The organism is Ralstonia sp. Ralssp110 (genome assembly GCF_047325135.1).
Lineage (GTDB): Bacteria > Pseudomonadota > Gammaproteobacteria > Burkholderiales > Burkholderiaceae > Ralstonia > Ralstonia mojiangensis.
Genome location: NZ_CP168610.1, coordinates 2775223 through 2797229, shown reverse-complemented (window position 1 = coordinate 2797229; position 22007 = coordinate 2775223). Strand labels below are relative to the sequence as shown.

18 protein-coding genes, 1 tRNA gene and 1 pseudogene are annotated in these 22007 nt (G+C 63.4%); 13 read left to right on the top strand and 7 right to left on the bottom strand.

The annotated features are described in order from the left end of the window. Positions 1–247: 247 nt before the first annotated feature. Positions 248–439, bottom strand: a pseudogene (locus tag ACEN9T_RS22040) (histone deacetylase family protein); the annotation flags it as partial. Between the two features lie 254 nt (positions 440–693). Between ACEN9T_RS22040 and ACEN9T_RS22035 the strand changes: the two are divergent. Continuing rightward, positions 694–2364 (top strand): DEAD/DEAH box helicase, encoded by a 1671-nt coding sequence (locus ACEN9T_RS22035; protein WP_092973752.1) that lies wholly within the window; start codon positions 694–696, stop codon positions 2362–2364. Positions 2365–2369: 5 nt separating this feature from the next. Continuing rightward, positions 2370–3404: a serine/threonine protein kinase gene (locus tag ACEN9T_RS22030; protein ID WP_413707060.1), complete on the top strand. Its 1035-nt coding sequence runs from the start codon at positions 2370–2372 to the stop codon at positions 3402–3404. 39 nt (positions 3405–3443) lie between these two features. On the opposite strand, the gene ACEN9T_RS22025 is transcribed toward ACEN9T_RS22030, so the two are convergent. Then, complete coding sequence (locus ACEN9T_RS22025) at positions 3444–4340, bottom strand: pirin family protein (RefSeq protein ID WP_092973179.1); 897 nt, start codon at positions 4338–4340, stop codon at positions 3444–3446. A gap of 151 nt (positions 4341–4491) precedes the next feature. Between ACEN9T_RS22025 and ACEN9T_RS22020 the strand changes: the two genes are divergently transcribed. The 3 genes from ACEN9T_RS22020 to ACEN9T_RS22010 all read left to right on the top strand — a co-directional run bounded on the left by ACEN9T_RS22020 (position 4492) and on the right by ACEN9T_RS22010 (position 7050). Then, positions 4492–5409 (top strand): LysR family transcriptional regulator, encoded by a 918-nt coding sequence (locus ACEN9T_RS22020; protein ID WP_092973177.1) that lies wholly within the window; start codon positions 4492–4494, stop codon positions 5407–5409. 459 nt (positions 5410–5868) lie between these two features. Continuing rightward, positions 5869–6609, top strand: coding sequence for a response regulator transcription factor (locus ACEN9T_RS22015; protein WP_092973749.1), 741 nt, complete (start codon positions 5869–5871; stop codon positions 6607–6609). A gap of 75 nt (positions 6610–6684) precedes the next feature. Beyond that, positions 6685–7050: a cupin domain-containing protein gene (locus ACEN9T_RS22010; protein ID WP_413707059.1), complete on the top strand. Its 366-nt coding sequence runs from the start codon at positions 6685–6687 to the stop codon at positions 7048–7050. Here ACEN9T_RS22010 and ACEN9T_RS22005 read toward each other — a convergent pair. Beyond that, on the bottom strand, positions 7001–7576 hold the full coding sequence (locus ACEN9T_RS22005) for a hypothetical protein (RefSeq protein ID WP_413707058.1): 576 nt from the start codon (positions 7574–7576) through the stop codon (positions 7001–7003). The genes ACEN9T_RS22010 and ACEN9T_RS22005 overlap by 50 nt on opposite strands. Before the next feature lie 19 nt (positions 7577–7595). Next, complete coding sequence (locus ACEN9T_RS22000; protein WP_413707057.1) at positions 7596–8804, bottom strand: FAD-dependent oxidoreductase; 1209 nt, start codon at positions 8802–8804, stop codon at positions 7596–7598. 119 nt (positions 8805–8923) lie between these two features. Here ACEN9T_RS22000 and ACEN9T_RS21995 point away from each other — a divergent pair, with 119 nt between their 5' ends. The 3 genes from ACEN9T_RS21995 (at position 8924) to ACEN9T_RS21985 (ending at position 12340) form a co-directional block, all read left to right on the top strand. Next, complete coding sequence (locus ACEN9T_RS21995) at positions 8924–9847, top strand: LysR family transcriptional regulator (RefSeq protein WP_413707056.1); 924 nt, start codon at positions 8924–8926, stop codon at positions 9845–9847. 139 nt (positions 9848–9986) lie between these two features. Continuing rightward, positions 9987–11315 carry an MFS transporter gene (locus tag ACEN9T_RS21990; protein ID WP_413707055.1) on the top strand — a complete coding sequence of 443 codons (1329 nt, stop codon included), beginning with the start codon at positions 9987–9989 and terminating at the stop codon, positions 11313–11315. A gap of 38 nt (positions 11316–11353) precedes the next feature. Then, positions 11354–12340 (top strand): M14 family metallopeptidase, encoded by a 987-nt coding sequence (locus tag ACEN9T_RS21985; protein WP_413707054.1) that lies wholly within the window; start codon positions 11354–11356, stop codon positions 12338–12340. On the opposite strand, the gene ACEN9T_RS21980 is transcribed toward ACEN9T_RS21985, so the two are convergent. Then, complete coding sequence (locus ACEN9T_RS21980; RefSeq protein ID WP_413707053.1) at positions 12337–13005, bottom strand: TetR/AcrR family transcriptional regulator; 669 nt, start codon at positions 13003–13005, stop codon at positions 12337–12339. The genes ACEN9T_RS21985 and ACEN9T_RS21980 overlap by 4 nt on opposite strands. A gap of 117 nt (positions 13006–13122) precedes the next feature. On the opposite strand from ACEN9T_RS21980, the gene ACEN9T_RS21975 reads away from it, so the two are divergent. Continuing rightward, a complete protein-coding gene (locus ACEN9T_RS21975) occupies positions 13123–14664 on the top strand; it encodes a flavin-containing monooxygenase (RefSeq protein WP_413708498.1) in 1542 nt (513 codons plus the stop codon). A 23-nt stretch (positions 14665–14687) separates the two neighbouring features. Then, a complete protein-coding gene (locus tag ACEN9T_RS21970) occupies positions 14688–15644 on the top strand; it encodes an alpha/beta fold hydrolase (protein WP_413707052.1) in 957 nt (318 codons plus the stop codon). Positions 15645–15719: 75 nt separating this feature from the next. Here the strand turns inward: ACEN9T_RS21970 and ACEN9T_RS21965 are convergent. Both ACEN9T_RS21965 and ACEN9T_RS21960 read right to left on the bottom strand, forming a co-directional pair. Then, a tRNA-Met gene (locus tag ACEN9T_RS21965) sits at positions 15720–15796 on the bottom strand. A 48-nt stretch (positions 15797–15844) separates the two neighbouring features. Beyond that, positions 15845–17548, bottom strand: a complete 1704-nt coding sequence (locus ACEN9T_RS21960) for an MFS transporter (RefSeq protein WP_092973158.1) — start codon at positions 17546–17548, stop codon at positions 15845–15847. A gap of 525 nt (positions 17549–18073) precedes the next feature. Between ACEN9T_RS21960 and ACEN9T_RS21955 the strand changes: the two genes are divergently transcribed. The 3 genes from ACEN9T_RS21955 (at position 18074) to ACEN9T_RS21945 (ending at position 22001) form a co-directional block, all read left to right on the top strand. Beyond that, positions 18074–18382 carry a DUF485 domain-containing protein gene (locus ACEN9T_RS21955; RefSeq protein WP_092973156.1) on the top strand — a complete coding sequence of 103 codons (309 nt, stop codon included), beginning with the start codon at positions 18074–18076 and terminating at the stop codon, positions 18380–18382. After that, on the top strand, positions 18379–20109 hold the full coding sequence (locus tag ACEN9T_RS21950) for a cation acetate symporter (protein WP_092973154.1): 1731 nt from the start codon (positions 18379–18381) through the stop codon (positions 20107–20109). Before ACEN9T_RS21955 ends, ACEN9T_RS21950 begins: the two co-directional genes overlap by 4 nt. A gap of 65 nt (positions 20110–20174) precedes the next feature. Continuing rightward, on the top strand, positions 20175–22001 hold the full coding sequence (locus tag ACEN9T_RS21945) for a DUF294 nucleotidyltransferase-like domain-containing protein (protein ID WP_413707051.1): 1827 nt from the start codon (positions 20175–20177) through the stop codon (positions 21999–22001). Positions 22002–22007: the final 6 nt, after the last annotated feature.

Here is a 22007-nt window from a genome sequence, read left to right as displayed (position 1 = left end):
CGTTTTTTTAGGCCTGATATCGGGCTCGATTGCTGCAGTGCAGCGCTCGAACGTACGATTCAAACATGTGTATGGGGTTGCCCGGGCATGTTAGGAACAGACGTTTGAAAACGCCAAGCGTCCAATTCGAGCGGGCACTCTAGAGGAGGGAAGGTTGCCAAGCCAACGTATGAAACACGTGGCTTGGAAAGTAAGTGGGCGCAAACGTCAAAAAAGCTAAAGGGAGGTCAGCGCCCCGATTGGCGGGTCAGCCGGCCGGCTGATAGAGCGAGGTCAGGGCGCCCAAGAATGCGGCAGCGTTTTGTGCAAGGGCGGGGAGGTGATAGCCGCCTTCCTGGACGACCAGCGTCGGCAACCCGATCACGCCGCCGGCCTGGCCAAGCCGGTCGAAACCCTGCGTCGAGACATCCACCTGCGATTGCGGGTCTTCGCCATAGACGGAGCGGCGTCTGTCAGCAGCCGAAGGCGCATTCCTCGCGCATTTCCGGCGGTATTCGTTGGCGGAGCGGTTGGGGATGTGGTGAATGCGCCGTTGGCGGCATTGCGGGCGCCGGTGGGGTAAACACCATCACCTGTTAAACTAGCGCTCTTCTTGCAGTCCCCGGGGTCCAGTCGCCCCGTCACCTACCCAGGCTTTGTCCACGATTGGCGCACGAACGAATGCGCGGGACACGCCGGTCCAATCGCTTTTCCATGTCGTTTTCCGAACTCGGCTTGTCAGACAAGCTGGTACGTGCCGTGGCCGAACTCGGCTACGCAGAACCCACTCCGATTCAACGCCAGGCCATCCCCGCCATCCTCAAGGGCGGTGACCTGCTCGCCGGTGCACAGACCGGCACCGGCAAGACCGCCGGTTTCACGCTGCCGCTGCTGCATCGCCTGTCTGCATCGCAGCCCAACAAGGTGCAAACGCCGCAGGGCATGCGCTTTCCGATCCGTGCGCTGGTGCTGACGCCCACGCGCGAACTCGCCGCGCAGGTGGAAGAAAGCGTGCGCGCCTATGGCAAATACCTGCCGCTAAAGTCGATGGTGATGTTCGGCGGCGTCGGCATCAACCCGCAGATCGATGCGCTCAAGCGCGGTGTCGATATCGTCGTGGCAACGCCGGGCCGTCTGCTGGACCACGTCGGTCAGCGCACCATCGATCTGTCGCACATTGAACTGCTGGTGCTGGACGAAGCCGATCGCATGCTCGACATGGGCTTCATCCACGACATCCGCAAGATCCTCAACATCCTGCCGCCGAAGCGTCAGAACCTGCTGTTCTCGGCAACGTTCTCAGATGACATTCGCGAACTGGCCGACCGTCTGCTCGACAAGCCGGCGCTGATCGAAGTCGCGCGCCGCAACACGACGGCCGAGACGGTCGAACAACGCATCTATCCGGTCGATCGCGAGCGCAAGCGCGAACTGCTGGCCAAGCTCGTGCGCGACAACGACTGGCATCAGGTGCTGGTCTTCACGCGCACCAAGCACGGCGCGAACCGCCTGGCCGAGCAGCTCACGCGCGACGGCATTCCCGCGCTGGCCATCCACGGCAACAAGAGCCAATCGGCACGCACGCGCGCGCTGACGGAGTTCAAGGCCGGGACGCTGCGCGTGCTGGTTGCCACCGACATCGCCGCGCGCGGTATCGACATCGACCAACTGCCGCACGTGGTCAACTTCGATCTGCCGAACGTGCCGGAGGACTACGTGCACCGTATCGGCCGCACGGGCCGTGCGGGTGCGCAAGGCGAGGCGATCTCGCTGGTCTGCGTGGACGAGCACGGTTTGCTGCGTGACATTGAGCGCCTCATCAAGCGCGAACTGCCGCGTACCGTGCTGGAAGGTTTCGAGCCGGACCCGACCATCGTGGCAGAGCCGATTCCGAACGGGCGCAACTCGGCGGGCCGTGGCGGCAACGCGCGCGGCGGCCGCCCTGGCGGTGGCCGCAGCCAGCAGCCTCGTCAGGCCAGCGCCAACGCTGCGCCACGCGAGCCGCGGGCGCCGCGTGAACCTCGCGAACCGCGCCGTGAGTCGAGCGCTAACGGTAATAGTCAAGGTCAGGGTCAGAATCAGGGCCAAGGCCAGGGTCGCAATGGCGCCGGCAGCCGCCAACGTCAGGCGCAAGGTCAGCAGGGTCAACGTGACGGCCAAGCTGCGCCGAAACCGCGCAATGGCCAATCGCAAGCACGCGGCCAACGCCAAGGCAATGGCCAAAGTCAGGGTCAGGGCAATGGGCAAGGCGCGCAGGGCGGCCAACAACGTCGCGCATCCAACACGCAGGCCGCGCAGCCAGCCCACAAGGGGCAGCCGGCCAAGCAGCCGTTCAACGGCCTGTTCGCCAAGGCTGCAGCGCTGCTCGGCGGCCGTAAAGCCTGACGTTCATGCACGACGACGGTCAGCCCGCATCAGCTGAAGCGCCCTACGACGGCCTGACGCCCGACAGCATCCTCGATGCGCTGGCGCAGGTCGGGCTGATGCCGGACGGCCGCATGTTCGCGCTCAACAGTTACGAAAACCGCGTCTACCAGGCCGGCGTGGAAGACAGCGCGCCAGTGGTGGTCAAGTTCTACCGCCCGGACCGCTGGTCCGACACGCAGATCGTCGAAGAGCACAGCTTTACGGCCGAACTGGCAGCGGCGGAAATCCCCGTGATCGCGCCGCTGGAAATCGATGGCCGTACGCTGCACGCGTTCGAACGCTGGCACTTCGCGGTCTTCCCGCGTTGCGCCGGCCGCGTGCCAGCCATCGACCAGGACGACACGCTCGAATGGATGGGCCGCTTCCTTGGCCGCATCCACGCTGTCGGGGCGCAGCGACCGTTCATGGCCCGTCCGGCGCTCGACATCGACACCTTCGGCGTGCAATCGCGCGATTGGCTGCTTGAACACGATTTCATCCCGACCGATTTGTTGCCGGCGTGGCGCAGCGTGGCCGATGCCGCACTCGACGGCGTGCGCCGCTGCTACGACCGCGCGGGCGACGTCTCGCTGCTGCGCCTGCACGGCGATTGCCACGCCTCGAACGTGCTCTGGATCGAAGAGGCCGACGCCAAGCAAGACGATCCGCTGCGCAGCGCCGGCCCACATTTCGTCGACTTCGACGACAGCCGCACCGGCCCCGCCGTGCAGGATTTGTGGATGCTGCTCTCGGGCGATCGCGCATCGATGCAATCGCAGCTCGCCAGCCTGCTCGCCGGCTATGAAGACTTTTGCGAGTTCGACACGCGCGAGCTGTATCTGGTGGAAGCGTTACGCACGCTGCGCTTGCTGCATTACAGCGCATGGTTGGCGCGTCGCTGGAACGATCCGGCGTTTCCTGCAGCGTTTCCGTGGTTCAACACGCAACGCTACTGGCAGGACCGGGTGTTGGAATTGCGCGAGCAGATCGCGCTGTTGGACGAACCGCCGCTCTGGTGAAATCGAGCGGCGGTTTTTCTTTGCGACTGCTCAGACGCTTTACGCGAACTTGCCGGCTTGGAAGTCACGCACGGCCTGGAAGATTTCTTCCTGCGTGTTCATCACGAACGGGCCGTATTGCGCGATCGACTCGTTCAGCGGCTTGCCCGCCACCAGCAGCACGCGTGCCTCAGCGTTGCCTGCACGGATGACCACACCGTCGCTGCCTTCCGTGTTGGCGAGGATGGCCATCTGCTTGTCTTCCACGCGCTGCAGCCCAGCGTTGCCAGATGCGTCGGCGTCGCCCACCAGCGCGTTGCCACGGAACACGTAGACGAACGCGTTGTGCCCTGCCGGCAGCGGCTGCGCAAACGACGCACCCGCCGGCAGCGTGATGTCCAGATACAACGGCTGCGTCGCTTCACGCGTCATCGCACCTTGCACGCCTTGCGATTCTCCGGCGATCACGCGCACGGCCACGCCGTCTTCCGTCGTGAACTCGGGAATCTCGTTCGACGGGATGTCGCGGTACCACGGCGTCGTCATCTTGTCCCTGGCGGGCAGGTTCAGCCACAGCTGGAAGCCTTCCATCACGCCGTCTTCTTGTTCCGGCATTTCAGAGTGCACCACGCCGCTGCCGGCTGTCATCCACTGCACGCCGCCGTGTTGCAGCAGGCCTTCGTGGCCGGCGCTGTCGCGGTGGCGCATGCGGCCAGCGATCATGTACGTCACCGTTTCAAAGCCGCGGTGCGGGTGGTCGGGAAAGCCGGCCAGATAGTCGTTCGGGTCGTCACTACGAAAGGCGTCCAGCATCAGGAACGGGTCCAGCCGACGTTGCAGGTTGTTTGTCAGGACGCGCGTGAGCTTCACGCCCGCGCCGTCCGAAGTGGGGCGGCCCGTGATGATGCGCTCCACGCGGCGGCCACGCTGCACTTGCGGTTGCACGAGGGTTTCCATGTTGTTCTCCTGAAATCGGGCGTTTGTCATATGCCAAATGTAGGGTGGTTGCCCGGTTTGCACTAGTCGGTTATTGTGGGAAAAAATGTTGCTACCGGCGAGACAATCACAATCCCAGGCCGGCACGCATCACGATAAAAGGAGGAAAACCATGGATCTGAACCAATTGGCGCTGTTCGTGCGCGTGGTCGAGGCGGGGAGCTTCACGGCAGCGGCAACGCGGCTCGATCTGCCCAAATCGTCAGTCAGCCGGGGCATTGCGGCGCTTGAACAGGATTTGAACGTACGACTGTTACAGCGCACCACACGCACGCTGCATCTGACCGACGCGGGCCAGAGTCTCTATCAGGTGGCGTCGCATGCACTGGAAGACATCGAGCGCGCCACGACGTGCGCCGGCGAGCTGCAGGACCTGCCACGCGGCAAGGTGCGGATCACATCTTCCGAAGACGTCGGGCGCCTGCTGGTGGCACCGGTGGCCGCACGCTTCATGCAGCAGTATCCGGAGATCGACCTGGACGTGGTGCTGACGCCGCGCAATGTCGATCTGGTGCAGGAAGGATTTGACCTTGCTGTCCGCGTCGGACGCTTGGCCGACAGTTCTCTCGTGGCGCGATCGCTTGGCGTGTTGCGCATCGGCTTGTTCGCCTCACCCGATTACCTTCAGCGCCGCGGTGCTCCAGACACCGTGCAAGGGCTGGCCGACCATTGCTGCCTCGATTTTCGCGGCACCGGCCGCGGCGAAACGCAATGGCGCCTCGTTGGCCCCGATGGCCTGAAAACGGTGGCCGTGCGCGCCCGCCTGAACTCCGACAGCCTTATTTATCTGGAAACGTTGATCGCGTCGGGCGCTGGCATCGGCCCGCTGCCGCTGTACGCGAGTGCCGTAGCGCGCGCCAACGCTCCGCTGCCTCGCCTCGTGCGCGTGCTGCCCGATTATGCGACCAGCGGAGAGCCGATCAACCTCGTCACGCCATCCGCCCGGTTCGTTCCCAAACGCGTTCGATTGCTGATCGACATGCTGACCGAGTCGATTCGGCAAGAGCTGGAAAACGCGGATCCCACCTGAGGCGTGGCGGCCCAGAAGCGGGCGCGTCAAATGTTGTCACGACTGCTCCGACAGCGCGTATCGCACGGCATCATGCGCTTCGCGTGTGCCGACCAGTACGTCTGACCCTTCTTGACGTTATCCCCCGTAAGCGTTGCAGTGTGTCCCCCGGTGCACAGCGACGCAGTCTGGCACATGCGACCCTTGGGTGTTTCCGATCCCGTCACATTGTGGGAAATACCGCCGCCCGGACCTCGTTGTCCGGGCTTTTTTTTGTCCAGATTTCGTGGAATGGATGCGGCACCGGATGATTCAAGGCGCTTCACAAATTAGGACTCTTCTCATGGTTCGTAGCAAACCTCGCCACGAAAATTGCAAACACGTAACACATGCAACGGATCGCGCTGAACGCGACGGTTCGGGCGCGATCAACGCTCGCTCCATCCGGCACGCATGTGCGCAATTTTCATGGAGTCGAACATGCGTATCGCCTTGCTTGAAGACGATCCCTTCCAAAGCGAAGTCATCGTCCAGATCCTGTCCCAGTCTGGCCACGACGTGACGCCCTACAGCGATGGAGCGACGTTGCTGCGCATGCTGGGCCGCTCGTCGTACGACATGCTGATCCTCGACTGGCACACGCCGGGCATGCTCGGTATCGATGTGCTGAGCGTGGTGCGCAGCCGTCACAGGGACGTGCTTCCCATCCTGTTCGTCACAGCCGAAGAAGGTGAAAAGAGCATCGTGCGCGCACTGACCCAAGGCGCCGATGACTACATCGCGAAGCCGTTCCGCATTGCCGAGCTTCGTGCCCGCGTCGATGCGTTGCTGCGCCGTGCGTATCCGATCCCGTATGGCCGCCTGCCGTTCTCGGTAGGTCCGTACCACTTCAACCCACAACGCCAGCAGATCACACTGCACGGCGAGCCCGTTACGCTGACGGGCATCGAATTTCAGCTGGCGCTGCTGCTGTTCTCGAACGTGGGCCGCACGCTGTCGCGCGACCATATTTTCGGACAGGTGTGGGGCCGCAACTCATCGGAGTACACGCGCACAATCGATAGCCACGTGTCGCGCATCCGCATGAAGCTGAACATCGAACCGGTGAACGAAGTGCGCTTGGTGGCGGTGTACAAACACGGTTACCGCGTGGACCACCTGAGGCCTGCGGATGACATGAATGCGCTGTCCGAGATGGACCTCGCATCCTACGACGCTTAAGCGCGCGCCGACTGCCACGTAGTAAGGGCGCCCAGCAGCAATGCGGGCGCCCTTTCTTGTTATCCATCGGCTGGTATGCTCGGCGCTTCCTTTTCCTTGGGCGAGGTCGGCGTGCCGTTTTTCAATCTCAATGCAGAGGCCGATGCGTTGCCGCGCGCATGGTCGTCTCGCGTGCTGGAGCGCTTTGGCGGCGGCAACTTCAAGGTGCTGCGCATGGACCGCACGCCGTATCCCGACGAAGTGCACGACTATGCCGAAGGCCTGCTGGTGATCGATGGCGAGTTGCGCCTGCGCATCGACGGCGAGGCGGTCACGGTGTCGCGCGGCGAGTTGTATGTCGTGCCCGCCGGCGTGCCGCACAGCGTGGATGCCGGCAGCACGGGCACGTTGGTTATTCTGGACGTGGAAGCGGGGCGTCGTGTGCCTCCGCCGCTTGCTTGATCCGGTGCAGCATCATCCGCCGGATCAGCCCGCTTGGTATGCGGATCAGCACCCAGTAAGGCGTGAAGTGGCGGCGCGCCGCTGTGCCCGAGCAATGCACGCACGTGCGAGTAGTCAGCAGCGTACCGGTGCCGTCGGATTCGGCAACGAACGTCATGACCAGCTTGGCGATATAGGGTTCGGAGAACGTGCGAAACGCGCTGGCTTCAACGTGGACGAGGCCGCCGTCGGATTCCCAGAAGCGGCCGACGAGGCCGAGCGCGAATTCGCGATCTCCATCGCGGCCGAGTACCGTGAAATCGTGCACGCCGAATCCGGCATCGATACGTCGCGCACTGGGCTTGCCCATCGCGGCGGCGATGCGCGCCGGGATGGCGCGCAAGTGCAGGAACAGCCTGGCCAGCGGGAAATCACTGACGTCCAGTTGCGAAACCACGTCGAGCACGCGCCCGGGTGCGGCATTGACGCGTATGTGGTGCTGCTCGCTGAACTGATGCTCGGGAAGGAAGGTGTGCAACAGGCTCATGCTGATGGATGGCGTGGTGTCATGCTTGGGGCTTTTCGCTCGTAGACGTGGAAGCCGCAGCTGGAGCGAATGCGGCATCGCGCGCGGGCGGCTCTGCCAGGCTGCGTTTCATCAGCCATGCGACACCGGGTACGCGCAAGCCGGTGGCAAACACTACGTCTCGCATCCAACCGCCGTATTGCGCCTGGAAGCATGGCGTGAGCGCACGGCTCAGCGTCTGGTAGGCCTGCACGGTGCGCAGACGACGGGCGTGGTAGGCGAGCGCGCCATGGGTGGGGCCATGCACTTGCACGCACGCGGCAAGTGCCAAGGCATCTTGCGCGGCCAGCGTGGTCCCCAAACCGAGCTGTGGGCTCATGGCATGCGCGGCATCGCCGATGACGCAGTAAGGTGGTTTGGCCAGCGCGCGCGGCCATGTGTGCCGATAGACGGCAAAAGGCATATCGTCGTGCGAGCCGATCTGCTCGACCATGGGCGCGGCTTGCGGCCACAGGCTGAGCACATGCGCCTTCCACTGTGTGATGTCGGTCTGGCGCCAGGCGTCGACGGCATCGCCGGGCAGGCTCCAGAACATCGACAGGCGAGTGCGGATGCCATCCACTTCGGTGGGCAGCAAGCCCATCATCTCGCGCGTGCCGCGAAAGCGCTGCTGCAGCACGCGCGGGTTCCAGCCATCCACCCACCCTTGGAACCAAAGCGTGCCCCATCGGTAGGTGCTCGACGGGCCGGCCAGGCCTGCGGGCTCACGCAGCGCAGAGGCCGCGCCATCGGCAATCACAAACAGATCGAAGATTGATTCGCCCTGCGTGTGCGCGACCTGCGCGCGCGGTCCATCAACAAGCAATTGCTGGATCGCGCAGCCAAAGTGGAATGCTGCGCCCGCGTGCAAGGCGGCGTCGTACAGCATGGACGACAGCGCATGCCGCGTGACGGCGCGGCCGGGCGTCTCGGCGTAGTCGATGTCGAGCAGACGCCAGCCGCGATGGCTCAGGCCGATCAGCCGATCGATCGCCGCGCCGATGCCTTCCAGCTCGCGGCCCACGCCGAGTGCCTCCAGTGCGCGGATACCCTGCGGCTGGATCAGCAGGCCCGCGCCCATGGCGGTCAGCTGCGGATGCTTTTCGAAGACGTGCACGTTGTGCCCCTGGCGGGCAAACGCGATGGCAGCGGCAAGTCCGGCGTTACCGGCGCCGGCAATGCCGATGGACAGCGGGCGGGGTGCGGTCATGAAACGTAGCGGGTCGTTTGCTCAAGATGATAACGATACGGCACGCACGTTAAGCCCGTTCGTGCAGGCTGCGGAGATAATGCGCAGACCACACGCTCACCATCGCACCCGGACGCGCCATGCAGATCAAATGGCTGGAAGACTTCAAGGAACTCGCCAAGACGCGCAGCTTCAGCCGCGCCGCCGAGAACCGCAACGTCACGCACCCCGCATTCGGCCGGCGGATCAAGGCGCTCGAAGAGTGGGTGGGCACCGCACTGGTCGAACGCAGCGAGCATCCCGTCACGCTCACGGCGGCGGGGCGCTTGTTTCTGGATGCCGCGGCCAATGCCGTCGACGGCCTGAACGATGCGCGCTTGCTGCTGCGCGAGGCGCAACTGCCGGTGGCGCTCAAGATCGGCACAGGGCGCACGCTGGCGCGCACCTTTGTCCCGGGCTGGTATGAAACGCTGGCGCGCCGGCGCGGCGTGTTTCCGCTCAGCGTGACGACGGGCGGCACGCAGGAAGGCGTCCTGGCACTTGCCGATGGCACCGTCGATCTGCTGATCGCCTACGCCAGCCCGCAGGCCGATGCTCTACTCGATCCGCGTAAGTACGACCATTGCCTGCTGTGCAGCGAGACGCTGGTGCCGGTGAGTGTGCCTGACAAGCGCGGCCGCGCACGCTTCACGCTGCCGGGCTCGGCCGCCGCACCGCTACCGTGGCTGGCCTTTGCGCGCGGCCTGACGTTGCGGCAGATGCTCGACAGCCACCTTGCCGCCGCCGATCGCAAGGCGCATCTGCAGCCCGTGTTCCAGGCGGATTTCTACGAGGCGGTAGAAGAGATGGCCCTACGGGGATTCGGCATGGCGTGGTTGCCATATCGCCTGGCCAAGCCGCACCTGAACGCGGGCGAACTGCGCCCGGCCGGCGATGACGCCTGGCACATCCACGTCAATATCCGCATGATGCGGGTGCGCAGCAACCAGAGCGCACTGCTTGACGAGGTATGGCAACTGGCCGTTGATAGCGCCAGCGGCAACTCTCGCCCCGATCTCGCCTGAGGTGCATCGCAAAAAGCCCAACCTTGTGCCGAAACGGCACAAGCCGCGTGGGCACGGCACCTAGACTCCTCCGCAACCTTCGCCCGCCAGCGCTATTCAGCAAAACCGGCGGATCGGCACAGACCACGGGGAGACAACCATGCCAGCCCACACCCTCAATGCGAGCGGCCCATCCGCACGCGCCACCGACACCCATCGACATCCCTCGCCCTGGCGTGCCGTACTGGCGGCCAGCGTCGGCAACGCGCTCGAATACTACGATCTGCTGATCTACGGCTATTTCGCCATCACCATCGGCAAGCTGTTCTTCCCCACGGGCGATGCGTGGAGTTCGCTGATGCTCTCTGTCGGCACGTTTGGCGTGTCGTTCATCATGCGGCCGCTGGGCTCGATGGTGCTGGGCAGCTATGCAGACCGCGTCGGGCGCAAGGCTGCGCTGACGTGGTCGATCCTGCTGATGATGCTGGGCACCGCGATGATCGCGTTTGCACCGACGTATGCGTCGATCGGGCTGTGGTCGCCGGCCATCGTGATCGTGGCGCGCCTGTTGCAGGGCTTTTCGGCCGGCGGAGAATTCGGTTCAGCCACGGCGTTCATGATCGAGCACGCCAACGGCAAGCGCATGGGATACAACGCGAGCTGGCAGGCCGCCACGCAGGGTCTTGCCACATTGTTGGCCGCGGGCTTGAGCGCATGGCTGACTTACGCGCTGACCACCGAGCAAGTGGAGTCATGGGGCTGGCGCGTGGCGTTCCTGTTCGGCTTGCTGATCGGCCCCATTGGTGTCTACATCCGCCGCCACACGCCTGAAACGCCGGAGTTTGTGGCCATGCAGGCGGAAGCGCCGGCCGCGCTGCAAGCGCGCTCGCCGCTGCGCGATACGCTCACGCAGGGTTTGCCCGGATTACTGCTGGGGGCGGGCGTGGTCGTGGCCGTCACCGCATTCAACTATGTGCAGAAGGTCTACATGCCGACCTATGCCATCAACCAACTCCACATCGCAACCAGCGCCTCGCTGGTCTGCACGATGATCACCGGCGCGATGCTGATGGTGATGGCGCCCGCGTTCGGCTTGCTGGCAGATCGCTTCGGCAGCATCCGCGTGGTGTCGATTGCAATGGTGGTGATTGCGCTGTCGACGTATCCGATGTTTGCCACGCTGGTCGCGCAACCGACGTTCTGGACGCTGCTGGTGATGCAGGCGATTGTGGGCGTGCTTTTGGCCGCCATCCTCGCGCCACTGCCCGCGCTCCTGGCCGACATCTTCCCAACGCGTACGCGCGGCACGGGCCTGGCGCTGAGCTACAACCTGTCGGTAACGATCTTCGGTGGGTTCTCGCCGCTGATCGTCACGTGGCTGATTGGCGTGACGCACATCAAGACGTCGCCGAGCTTCTATGTGTTTGCGACCACACTGATCAGCCTGGCCTCGCTGTGGATGCTGCGCGGACGTGCGCGTGCGCACTGAACCTGAACAGAACTTCTCGTAACACCGAAGGATTTCGCATGATGACCTTGGAGGCGCTGCGCGCCACGCTGCCGGTGTACCCAATTGAGTTGCAGAAGCCCGATATCCGCCGCTGGAAGACGGGCACGCACGGCATTGATTACGTCCATACGTTCGATAGCGGCATGCCTGGGCCGCATGTCATGATCAACGCGCTCACGCATGGCAATGAGCTGTGCGGCGCGATTGCGGTGGATGCGCTGCTGGCTGCCGGCGTGCGCCCCACACATGGTCGGCTCACGTTGTCATTTGCAAACATCGAGGCGTACGAGCGCTTTGACATCAACGACCCGGATGCCACGCGCTTTATCGACGAAGACTTGAACCGCGTGTGGTCTGCCGACAAGCTTGACGGCCCGGGGAACACGCTGGAACTGCGCCGCGCGCGTGAGCTGCGCCCGGTGATCGATACGGTTGATTACCTGCTCGATATTCACTCGATGCATGAAAAGGCCGAACCGTTGATGCTGACGGGTCCGCATGCGAAAGGCGTCGAGCTGGGCCGGCAGGTCGGCGCGCCTTCGCATCTGATGATTGATGCCGGCCACGCTGCTGGCCGCCGCTTGCGCGACTACGGCGGCTTTGGCGATGCCGCGAGCCCGAAGAATGCGCTGCTCATCGAATGCGGTCAGCACTTCGAGCGCGTGAGCCGCGACGTGGCGCTGGATGCGTGCGCGCGTTTCCTGGTGGCGCTTGGCACCGTGGACGCATCGGCGGTATCGGAATGGCTGGGGATTGCGCCCGCGCTGGAGGTGCGTTGCATTCGGGTGACCGATCCGGTCGTCGCTAAATCCACCACGTTCCGCTTCGTGGACGACTATCGCGGTATGGAGACCATCGCACGAGCTGGCACCATCATCGCCACCGATGGAGACCTGCAGATCGTCACGCCGTACGACAACTGCGTGCTGCTGCAGCCGTCGTTACGGCATCTGGCGCAGGGTGTGACCGTGGTCCGGCTGGGCAAGCCGGAAGGCACGGCCTAAGTGCTCAGCATGGTGCGCAATGTGCCGAGCACGACCTGCCGACAGTTGCGCACCATCTTTTCTTCGGGATCTCGATAGCCGGTCAGCAGCCACGCTGCACCGACGTTTGTCAGGGCACCGACGAGCGCAAGACCGATGATGCGTTGATCGGCGCGCAGCTCGGCATCGTCGTCATTGTGGGCGCCTGGCAGTTGGGCATTCGCCATGACCTGCTTGCCGAACTCCAGTAGGTTGCGCTGGTAGGTCGCGTCCGTTTCCGGGCTCACGCCCATCACTTCGAGTAGCAGCACGCGCGCCGCGCATGGGTCTCGCAAGAACGCGAAAAACGCGTGGAGACCGGCATCGACACGTGCCTCCAGCGTGTTGCCGACGGCGGCGGTGGCGTCCGACACCCGTGTGCGCAAGTCTTCGGCATGTTGCTGGTAGGTCGCACGCAGCAAGGCTTCGGTGCTGTCGAACGCGGCGTAAAAGTACCGATCATTGAGCTTCGCTTCCTGGCAGATCGCCCGCACGGTGGCCTTCCGAAAGCCCACCGTGCCGAAGACGCGCGTGCCGGCGCGGATCAGCGCATCGCGGCGTTCTGCTGCGCGTGCCTCCGGCGCCACGCCGCCATACGGGCGGCCTTTCTTGGCGGGCGCGTTGGCTGTTTCAAATGTTTTCTCCATTTCGTTATTTGACGTCAGGACGTCCAAAAATTAAAGTGGTGACGAATCACACCACATTTAGTGCGAAATTTGCCACGCCTACCCCCAAGGCTGCAAACAGGAGACCGCATGGATACGATGATGGAGCGAAGCGCCAGCCCGGGTGCGCCCCGCAATCGGGCAACCGCACCGGATACAGACCTCGACGTACTCATCGTCGGCGCGGGGCTTTCGGGTATTGGCGCGGCGTATCACCTGCGCGAGCGTTGCCCGTCGGCGCGCTTTGCCATCCTGGAAGGGCGCGAAACCATCGGCGGCACGTGGGACCTGTTCCGCTATCCCGGCATCCGTTCCGACTCCGACATGTTCACGCTCGGCTACAGCTTCCGGCCGTGGCATAGCAGCAAAGCCATTTCGGACGGCCAGACGATCCTCGATTACATCCGCGACACCGCACGCGTGTTCGGCATCGACAAGTCGATCCGCTTCCGTCACAAGGTGACGGGCGCGAGCTGGGATTCCGCCACGGCACGCTGGACCGTGCAAGCGTTGCGCAGCGATGGCGCGCGCGAGGAACCGGTGCAATTCACCTGCAAGTTCCTCTACATGTGCAGCGGCTACTACGACTATGAAGAAGGCCATGCGCCAACGTGGCCCGACATGGATCAGTTCCGGGGGCGCATCGTCCATCCGCAGCATTGGCCGAACGATCTCTCATACGCTGGCAAGCGCGTGGTGGTGATCGGCAGCGGAGCTACGGCCGTCACGCTGGTGCCTGCGATGGCCGGCACCGCGCAGCACGTGACGATGCTGCAGCGCTCGCCCACGTACATCGTCTCGCGGCCGGAGCAGGATGCCGTGGCCAACACGTTGCGTCGCTGGTTGCCGTCGGGCCTTGCTCACCGGCTGGTGCGCACGAAGAACGTGTTGCTGACGATGTACTTCTACAGCCTCGCGCGTCGCAAGCCCAAGGCATTCAAAGATTTCATCATCCGCATGGCGGGCAAGCAGATCGGCCCAGGGTTCGACGTGCGCAAACACCTCACGCCGCGCTACAACCCGTGGGACCAGCGCCTGTGCCTCGTGCCGGACGGCGATCTGTTCAAGACGATCCGCGCGGGCAAGGCCTCGATTGCGACCGACGAGATTGCACGCTTCACGCCAACCGGCCTGCAGCTCAAGAGCGGCGAGCATCTAGATGCCGACGTGATCGTCACAGCCACAGGGCTCAAGTTGAAGGTGCTGGGCGGGGCGGCCATCGCCGTCGACGGGCGTGCCGTGAATCTGGCCGAGACGGTGTCGTACAAGGGCATGATGTACAGCGGCGTGCCGAACCTCGCGTCGTCGTTCGGCTATACGAATGCGTCGTGGACGCTGAAGGCCGAGTTGATCGCGCAGTACGTCTGCCGGCTACTCAACCACATGCAGTCCAACGGCTTCGATACCTGCGTGCCGCGTCTCGATGACGAAGCCATGAGCCGCGAGCCCGCCGTTGATCTGACATCCGGCTACATCCAACGCGCGGCGGCCATCCTGCCCAAACAGGGCGACAAGCAGCCGTGGAAGTCGTATCAGAACTACGCGCGTGATCTGATGATGCTGAAGTTCGGCACATTGGCCGACAGCGCCATGCAGTTCGAACGTCGCGCGCAGCCGATCGGCGCGGCACAGCCCGCTTAACTGCCTCCCGTATCGTGGACACTATGACCAGCACCATTCTTGGCGTCATCGCGCTTGCCATCCTCGCGCCCGTTGCGTTCACCTTCTTCATCGCACGCCGCGTCACAAAAGGATTCCCGCCCGAAGGCAAGTTCCTCGATGTCGGGGCCGACCGCGTGCATTACACCGATCGCGGCACGGGTCCCGCCATCGTGTTCGTGCATGGCCTGTGCGGCAACCTGCGCAACTTCGCGTATCTGGATATGAATCGGCTTGCGCGCTCGCATCGCGTGATCGTGATCGACCGGCCGGGCGCAGGCAGGTCCGTGCGGGGCGCGGATTCGCCGGCCAACATCTATGCGCAGGCGCGCATGGTCGCGCAGTGCATCGAGAAGCTCGGGCTCGACAAGCCCGTGCTGGTGGGGCATTCGCTTGGCGGAGCGATTTCACTGGCGGTGGGGCTGAATCATCCGCAAGTCATTCGCCGGCTCGCGTTGATCGCGCCGCTCACGCATGCAGAGAGCGCGCCGCCCGGTGCGTTCGGGGGCTTGGTGTTGCCGTCGCCGCTGGTGCGCAGGCTGGTGTCATGGACGCTCGCGATTCCCCTGTCGATCATCAATTCTCGGAAGGCCATCGCGGCGGTGTTCGCGCCCGAGACCATGCCGAAGGATTTCCCGTTCAAGGGCGGCGGTCTGCTGGGGCTGCGTCCGCACGTGTTCTATGCGGCATCGTCGGATCTGGTCGCTGCGCCGGAAGATCTGCCTGACATGGAACGCCGCTATGCCTCGATGACGGTGCCGGTCGACGTGCTGTACGGCCGCGGTGACCGCATCTTGAACGTCAAGCGCCAGGGCGAAGCGCTCAAGCAGAAGCTCGACCGTGTGAATCTGCGCATCATCGACGGCGGCCATATGCTGCCCGTGACGCAATCGGCGTTGACGACGGATTGGGTGTTGGCGGTTGCCGCCGGGGTGCCTGTGCAAGCCGAGGCGCTTGCGTAATGTGATTGCCCTGGCGGTCGCCAGGGATGTAGCAGAAAAGCAAAAAGCCCTGCCGAAGCAGGGCTTTTTGGTATTTGGTGGCGAATCAGGGACTCGAACCCCGGACCTGCGGATTATGATTCCGTCGCTCTAACCGACTGAGCTAATTCGCCGAAGAAGCGGGATTCTACCGTCTTCGGCGAATATGTCAACCCCCTGCCTCAATCATTGCGATAGATATCCACATCCTTGGTTTCGCGTACGAACAGCACACCAATCACGAAGGTGATGGCCGCGATCCAGATCGGGTACCACAAACCGTGATAGATATTGCCGTTCTGGGCCACCAGGGCGAACGAGATGGTCGGCAGCAGGCCCCCAAACCAGCCGTTGCCGATGTGATACGGCAGCGACATCGACGAGTAGCGGATGCGTGTCGGGAACATCTCGACCAGCATCGCCGCGATCGGGCCGTAGACCATGGTGACGTAGATCACCAGAATCACCAGGATCACCAGCACCATGATCGTGTTCATCTGGGCCGGATCGGCCTTGGCCGGGTAGTTGGCCGCCTTGAGCGACTCGCTCACCTGCTTCTTGAAGTCGGCGATTTTGGCCTTGCTGTCCGCGTCGAAGTTCTGGCCGTCCGCCGTGCGGGTGGCGTTGAGCGAGGTGATCTGCTTGCCCGCAATCGACACCGTCGCGACCGTGCCGGCCGGGCCGTCAACCGTCTCGTAGCTGGCCGACGATTGCGCCAGCGTGCGCTTGGCGATGTCACACGAAGAGCGGAAGTCCACTTCGCGGGCGATCGGGCTGCCCTGGAACGAGCACTCCTTCGGATCGACCGTGATCGTGATCTGCGCGGTCTGCTGGGCGCGCTCCAGCGCCGGGTTGGCGTAGTGCGTGAGCGCCTTGAACAGCGGGAAGTACGTCAGCACCGCCAGCAGGCAGCCGGCCATGATGATCTTCTTGCGACCGATGCGGTCAGACAGCGACCCGAAGAACACGAAGAACGGCGTGCCGATGGCAAGCGCCACCGCAATCAGCACGTTGGCCGTGAAGGCGTCGACCTTCAGCACCTGCGTGAGGAAGAACAGCGCGTAGAACTGGCCCGTGTACCACACCACAGCCTGGCCGGCGGTCAGGCCGAGCAGCGCCAGGATCACGATCTTCAGGTTGCGCCATTGGCCGAAAGCTTCCGTCAGCGGGGCCTTGGAGGTCTTCCCCTCAGCCTTCATCTTCTGGAATGCCGGCGATTCGCTCATCGACAGACGGATGTACACCGACGTTGCCAGCAGCAGGATCGACACCAGGAACGGGATGCGCCAGCCCCAGTCGTCGAATGCCTTGCCGGTCAGTTCGCGCACGGCCAGGATGACGACCAGCGAGAGGAACAGGCCCAGCGTGGCCGTCGTCTGGATCCACGACGTGTAGGCACCGCGGCGGCCGTGCGGGGCATGCTCGGCGACATACGTGGCGGCGCCACCATATTCACCGCCCAGCGCCAGACCTTGCAGCATGCGCAGCGCGATCAGAATGATCGGCGCGGCTACGCCAATCGTGCCGTACGACGGAAGCAGACCGACGATGAACGTTGACGTACCCATGATGACGATGGTCACCAGGAACGTGTATTTGCGGCCAATCATGTCGCCCAGACGGCCGAAGACCAGCGCGCCGAACGGGCGCACCAGGAAGCCGGCAGCAAACGCCAGCAGTGCAAAGATGAAGCCCGCCGTGGGGTCCAGGCCCGAGAAGAACTGCTTGGCGATGATGGCCGCCAACGAGCCGTAGAGATAAAAGTCGTACCACTCGAACACCGTTCCCAGCGACGAGGCGAAGATGACTTTCTTCTCCTCCTTCGTCATGGGCGCGGGCTGCACGCGCCCGACGGGCGCGTTCGGTGCACTTTGCACGGTTGCCATGTTGTCTCCTGTTTTTTTTCGTAGGTCGTCCCGCTGGGCATGGACATGACAACGCAAACGCTTTTCGCCCGCGGAAGTGTCAACGATTGTGGGAGCCGAAACTTACGGCGTTCTGACAAGCATGTGCCTTTCAATGCATGCGATCGATGGCCGGGATTTCAAGAAAATCAAGCACTTGGGCGCGCTCGGGTCGAGTGGCGGTGCATCGGTCGAGCCCTTGCGGCGATGCGTGCGCTGCATCATCCAACCCCTGCTTTGAGCCGGCAGTGCCAGACGGTATATGCACCTCTTGCGAATGTGCATGCGCACAATATGCCCGCGCTTGCCAGCGTCAATTTGGGCGAGGGAAGCCGTTCAGCGGCTCATTTGCGGCCGGATGTCTTGCAGTGTTTCTTATGTTGTTCTGCAGCGCTAGGGAAAACCACTATCGCAGTAAACCGCCACAGACGGCGTGAGTAAGAGTTCAGTCAGTTTCGCTATCCAGAATCGCCGCACACATTCCAAGAGCAAACCAGGAGACAGGCGATGCAGGATGGATTGGTAGGAAAAATCGAGGCGCATCCGAAATATGCGCAGCTCAAACAGCGACGCAACAAGCTCGGACTCGTTCTGACAGTGCTGATGCTGGCCGTGTACTACGGCTACATCGCGCTGATCGCGTTCGATAAGGCGTTTCTCGCCAAGCCGGTGGGTACAGGCGTGATGAGCGTGGGCGTGCCCGTCGGTATGGCGGTCATCATCTTCACCGTCGTCATTACCGGCATCTACGTGCGCCGGGCCAACAGCGAATACGACCAACTGACGCAGGACATCCTGAAGGACGTCGCCAAATGAAGAAGATGCTTTCGATCCTGCTGGTGGCGCTATTGGCCGCTGGCGCCTGCGGAGCAGCTCTGGCTGCCGGCGGCGATGTCGGACAGACCGCCAAGCAGGAAACCAACACCACGGCCATCGTGCTGTTTGCGCTGTTTGTGGCCGGCACGCTGTGGATTACGAAGTGGGCAGCCAAGCGTACGCGCTCCGCGGCAGATTTTTATACGGCGGGCGGCGGCATCACCGGTTTCCAGAATGGCCTGGCCATCTCGGGCGACTACATGTCGGCAGCGTCCTTCCTGGGCATTTCGGCGGCCGTGATGACCTCCGGCTACGACGGTCTGATCTACTCCATCGGCTTTCTGGTCGGCTGGCCGATCATCACGTTCCTGATGGCCGAGCGGTTGCGCAACCTCGGCAAGTTCACCTTTGCGGACGTGGCGGGCTACCGGTTTGAGCAAGGGCCCATCCGCAGCTTTGCCGCCGTTGGCACGCTGGTGGTGGTGGCGTTCTATCTGATCGCTCAGATGGTCGGCGCAGGGCAGCTCATCAAGCTCCTGTTCGGGCTGGATTACTGGATCGCGGTGGTCATCGTCGGCGCGTTGATGATGGTCTACGTGCTCTTTGGCGGCATGACCGCAACCACCTGGGTGCAGATCATCAAGGCGTGCCTGCTGCTGGCCGGCGTGACGTTCATGGCCATCATGGTGCTGGCGCAATACGGTTTCAGCCTGGAGGCGCTGTTCGCCAAGGCAGTGCAAGTCAAGACGGCCATTGCGGTCAATGCTGGCAAATCGCCCGATGAGGCCGCCAAGATCGGTCTGTCTGTGATGGCGCCGGGCGGCTTCATCAAGGATCCGATCTCGGCCATCTCGTTCGGCATGGCGCTGATGTTCGGTACCGCTGGTCTGCCGCACATCCTGATGCGTTTCTTCACGGTGCCCGACGCCAAGGAGGCACGCAAATCGGTCTTCTGGGCAACCACCTGGATCGGCTACTTCTACATCCTGATCTTCATCATCGGCTTTGGTGCGATCACGCTGGTCTTGACGAACCCCGAACTGTCCGACGTGGCCAAGGGTGTCATCAAGGGCGGCGCGGGCACGGCCAACATGGCAGCCGTGCTGGTGGCCAAGACGGTCGGCGGCGATGTGTTTTACGGTTTCATTTCGGCCGTGGCATTCGCAACGATCCTTGCGGTGGTGGCCGGTCTCACGCTGTCGGGCGCGTCGGCGGTGTCGCATGATCTCTACGCCACGGTCTTCAAGAACGGCAAGGCCAACAGCGCAGATGAGCTGCGGGTGTCGCGCATCACCACGCTGGTGCTCGGTGTGATCGCCGTGTTGCTCGGCATCGCTTTCGAGAAGCAGAACATCGCGTTCATGGTGTCGCTGGCGTTTGCGGTGGCGGCGTCTGCCAACTTCCCGGTGTTGTTCCTCTCGATGCTGTGGAAGGGCTGCACCACGCGCGGCGCGGTCATTGGCGGGTTCCTGGGGCTGATCTCGTCGGTGGGTCTGACGATCGTTTCGCCGTCGGTGTGGGAAGCCACGCTCGGTTATCCGAAGGGCTCGGCGTGGTTCCCATACACGTCGCCCGCACTGTTCTCGATGACGATCGGCTTCGTGGGCGTGTGGCTGTTCTCGGTGCTGGACAGCAGTGTTCGCGCCAAAAACGAGAAGGCGTCGTTTGCCGCGCAGCAGGTTCGTTCGGAAACGGGCCTCGGTGCGGCTGGCGCATCGGGCCACTGATCGGCTATTCGCCACGCTGATGGGAGGCGGGTGACGCGATTGCATCGCTCGCCTTCAAGGCAACCATGCCCAGCGCTTTCAACTTCGCGGTCTGGCCGTTCGATTGCCTCAATCAGGACGAGCAGCGCCTGGTGCGCGATGCCGTCGACATCGGCTACTACCCGGAAGGGCAGACCATCCTCGATACGGGTGCTGCACCGCTGCACCTGTTCCTGATCATCAAAGGGCACGTCGCCCAGTACGACGGCGACGAGCTGATTGCCACCTATGGCCCCGACGATTGCTTTGACGGCCGAGCGCTGGTGGCCGGCAAGGCAAGCAGCCGCTTCGTCGCGGCTGAAGAAGTGGTGGTCTATCAGGTGGCACGTCAGGCGGTGCGTGACCTCATTGCCGCCAACGCCACCTTCGGTGCGCTGCTTTTTTCCGACCTCGGCAGCAAGCTCAGCGCTATTGCACAGCGGCAGAGCATGGAGACGATGCAGTCGCTGGCCGTCTCTCGCGTGAGCGATGCCTTCATCCGGCCCGCCCATTTTGTGGATGCCGACACGGACGTGGTGTCCGTGGTCAAGCTGTTCCAGACACATAACACTTCGAACGTGCTCGTGCGTGATGGCACCAGCAGCCCGCCGCGCGTGGGCATCTTCACACGCAGTTCCTTGCAGCGCGCCGTCCTGCAGGGCACATCGCTGGATCGTCTGGCGGTAGGGCAGATGAGCCAGTTCTCGCTCATCACCGTGCCGGCCTCCGCGCAGATCGGCGACGCCCTGACGCTGATGTTGCGCCATCGCGTGCACCGATTGGTCGTCACGCACGGAGATGAGATTCTCGGTTTGCTGGAATCACTGGATGTGTTCAGCTTCCTGGCCAACCATTCGTATCTGCTGACGGTGCAGATCACCCTGGCTCAGGACTTGGACGCCCTCGCGCAGGTGGCCGCGCAGATCACGCGGATGGTCGCGTTGCTTACACGTGGCGGTTCGCGCATTGATCACGTCGCCAGCCTCGTGCGCGAAATCAACGCACGCCTGTTTGAACGGGCCTGGCAGATGATCGCGCCGCCCGAGCTCGTGGAGAACAGTTGCCTGTTTGTCATGGGCAGTGAGGGGCGTGGCGAGCAGTTGCTCAAGACCGATCAGGACAATGCGCTGGTGCTGCGCGATGGTTACGTGCCACCTGCGGACCTGCAGCGCATCGTCACGCGCTTCTCCGATGCATTGGCCGCGTTCGGCTACCCGCCGTGCCCCGGCGGCATCATGCTCAGCCGGCCCGAGTGGTGCATGACCGCGAGCGACTTTGCGCGGCGCATCCGCGAATGGCTCATCCTGCCCAGCCCCGAGGGCTTGATGCATCTGGCAATCTTTTTTGATGCGCATGCGGTGTGCGGCGATGCCGCCTTACTCAAACAACTGCGGCGGACGTTGCTGGAGCTGACCATCGACAATGACGCCGTACTTGGCCGCTTTGCCGCTGCTATTGAGGCTTTCAGTGCCGCGCCGGGTTGGCGCGATCGCATCCTCGGGTTTGGCGATCCCGATCCCGTGCTCGACGTGAAGAAGGAGGGCATCTTCCCAATCGTCCACGGGGTGCGTAGCCTTGCGCTGTCCTACCGCATACTCGACGAGACTGGCACTGTGCCGCGCCTGGATGCACTGGTGCGCGCCGAGGCCCTCGACGCGCACATGGCCGCCGAGTTGAGCGAGAGCCTGCACTTCCTGATGACCCTGCGGCTCAAGGCCGGGCTGGCGGAGATCGATGCGCATCAGCTGGTATCGTGCGACGTGCATCTGGCGCGCCTGTCATCGTTGGAGCGTGATCTGCTCAAGGATGCGTTGAGCGCCGTCAAACGATTCAAGGCGCTCCTGCGGCAGCGCTGGCGGACCGAGTGGATGTGAATATGA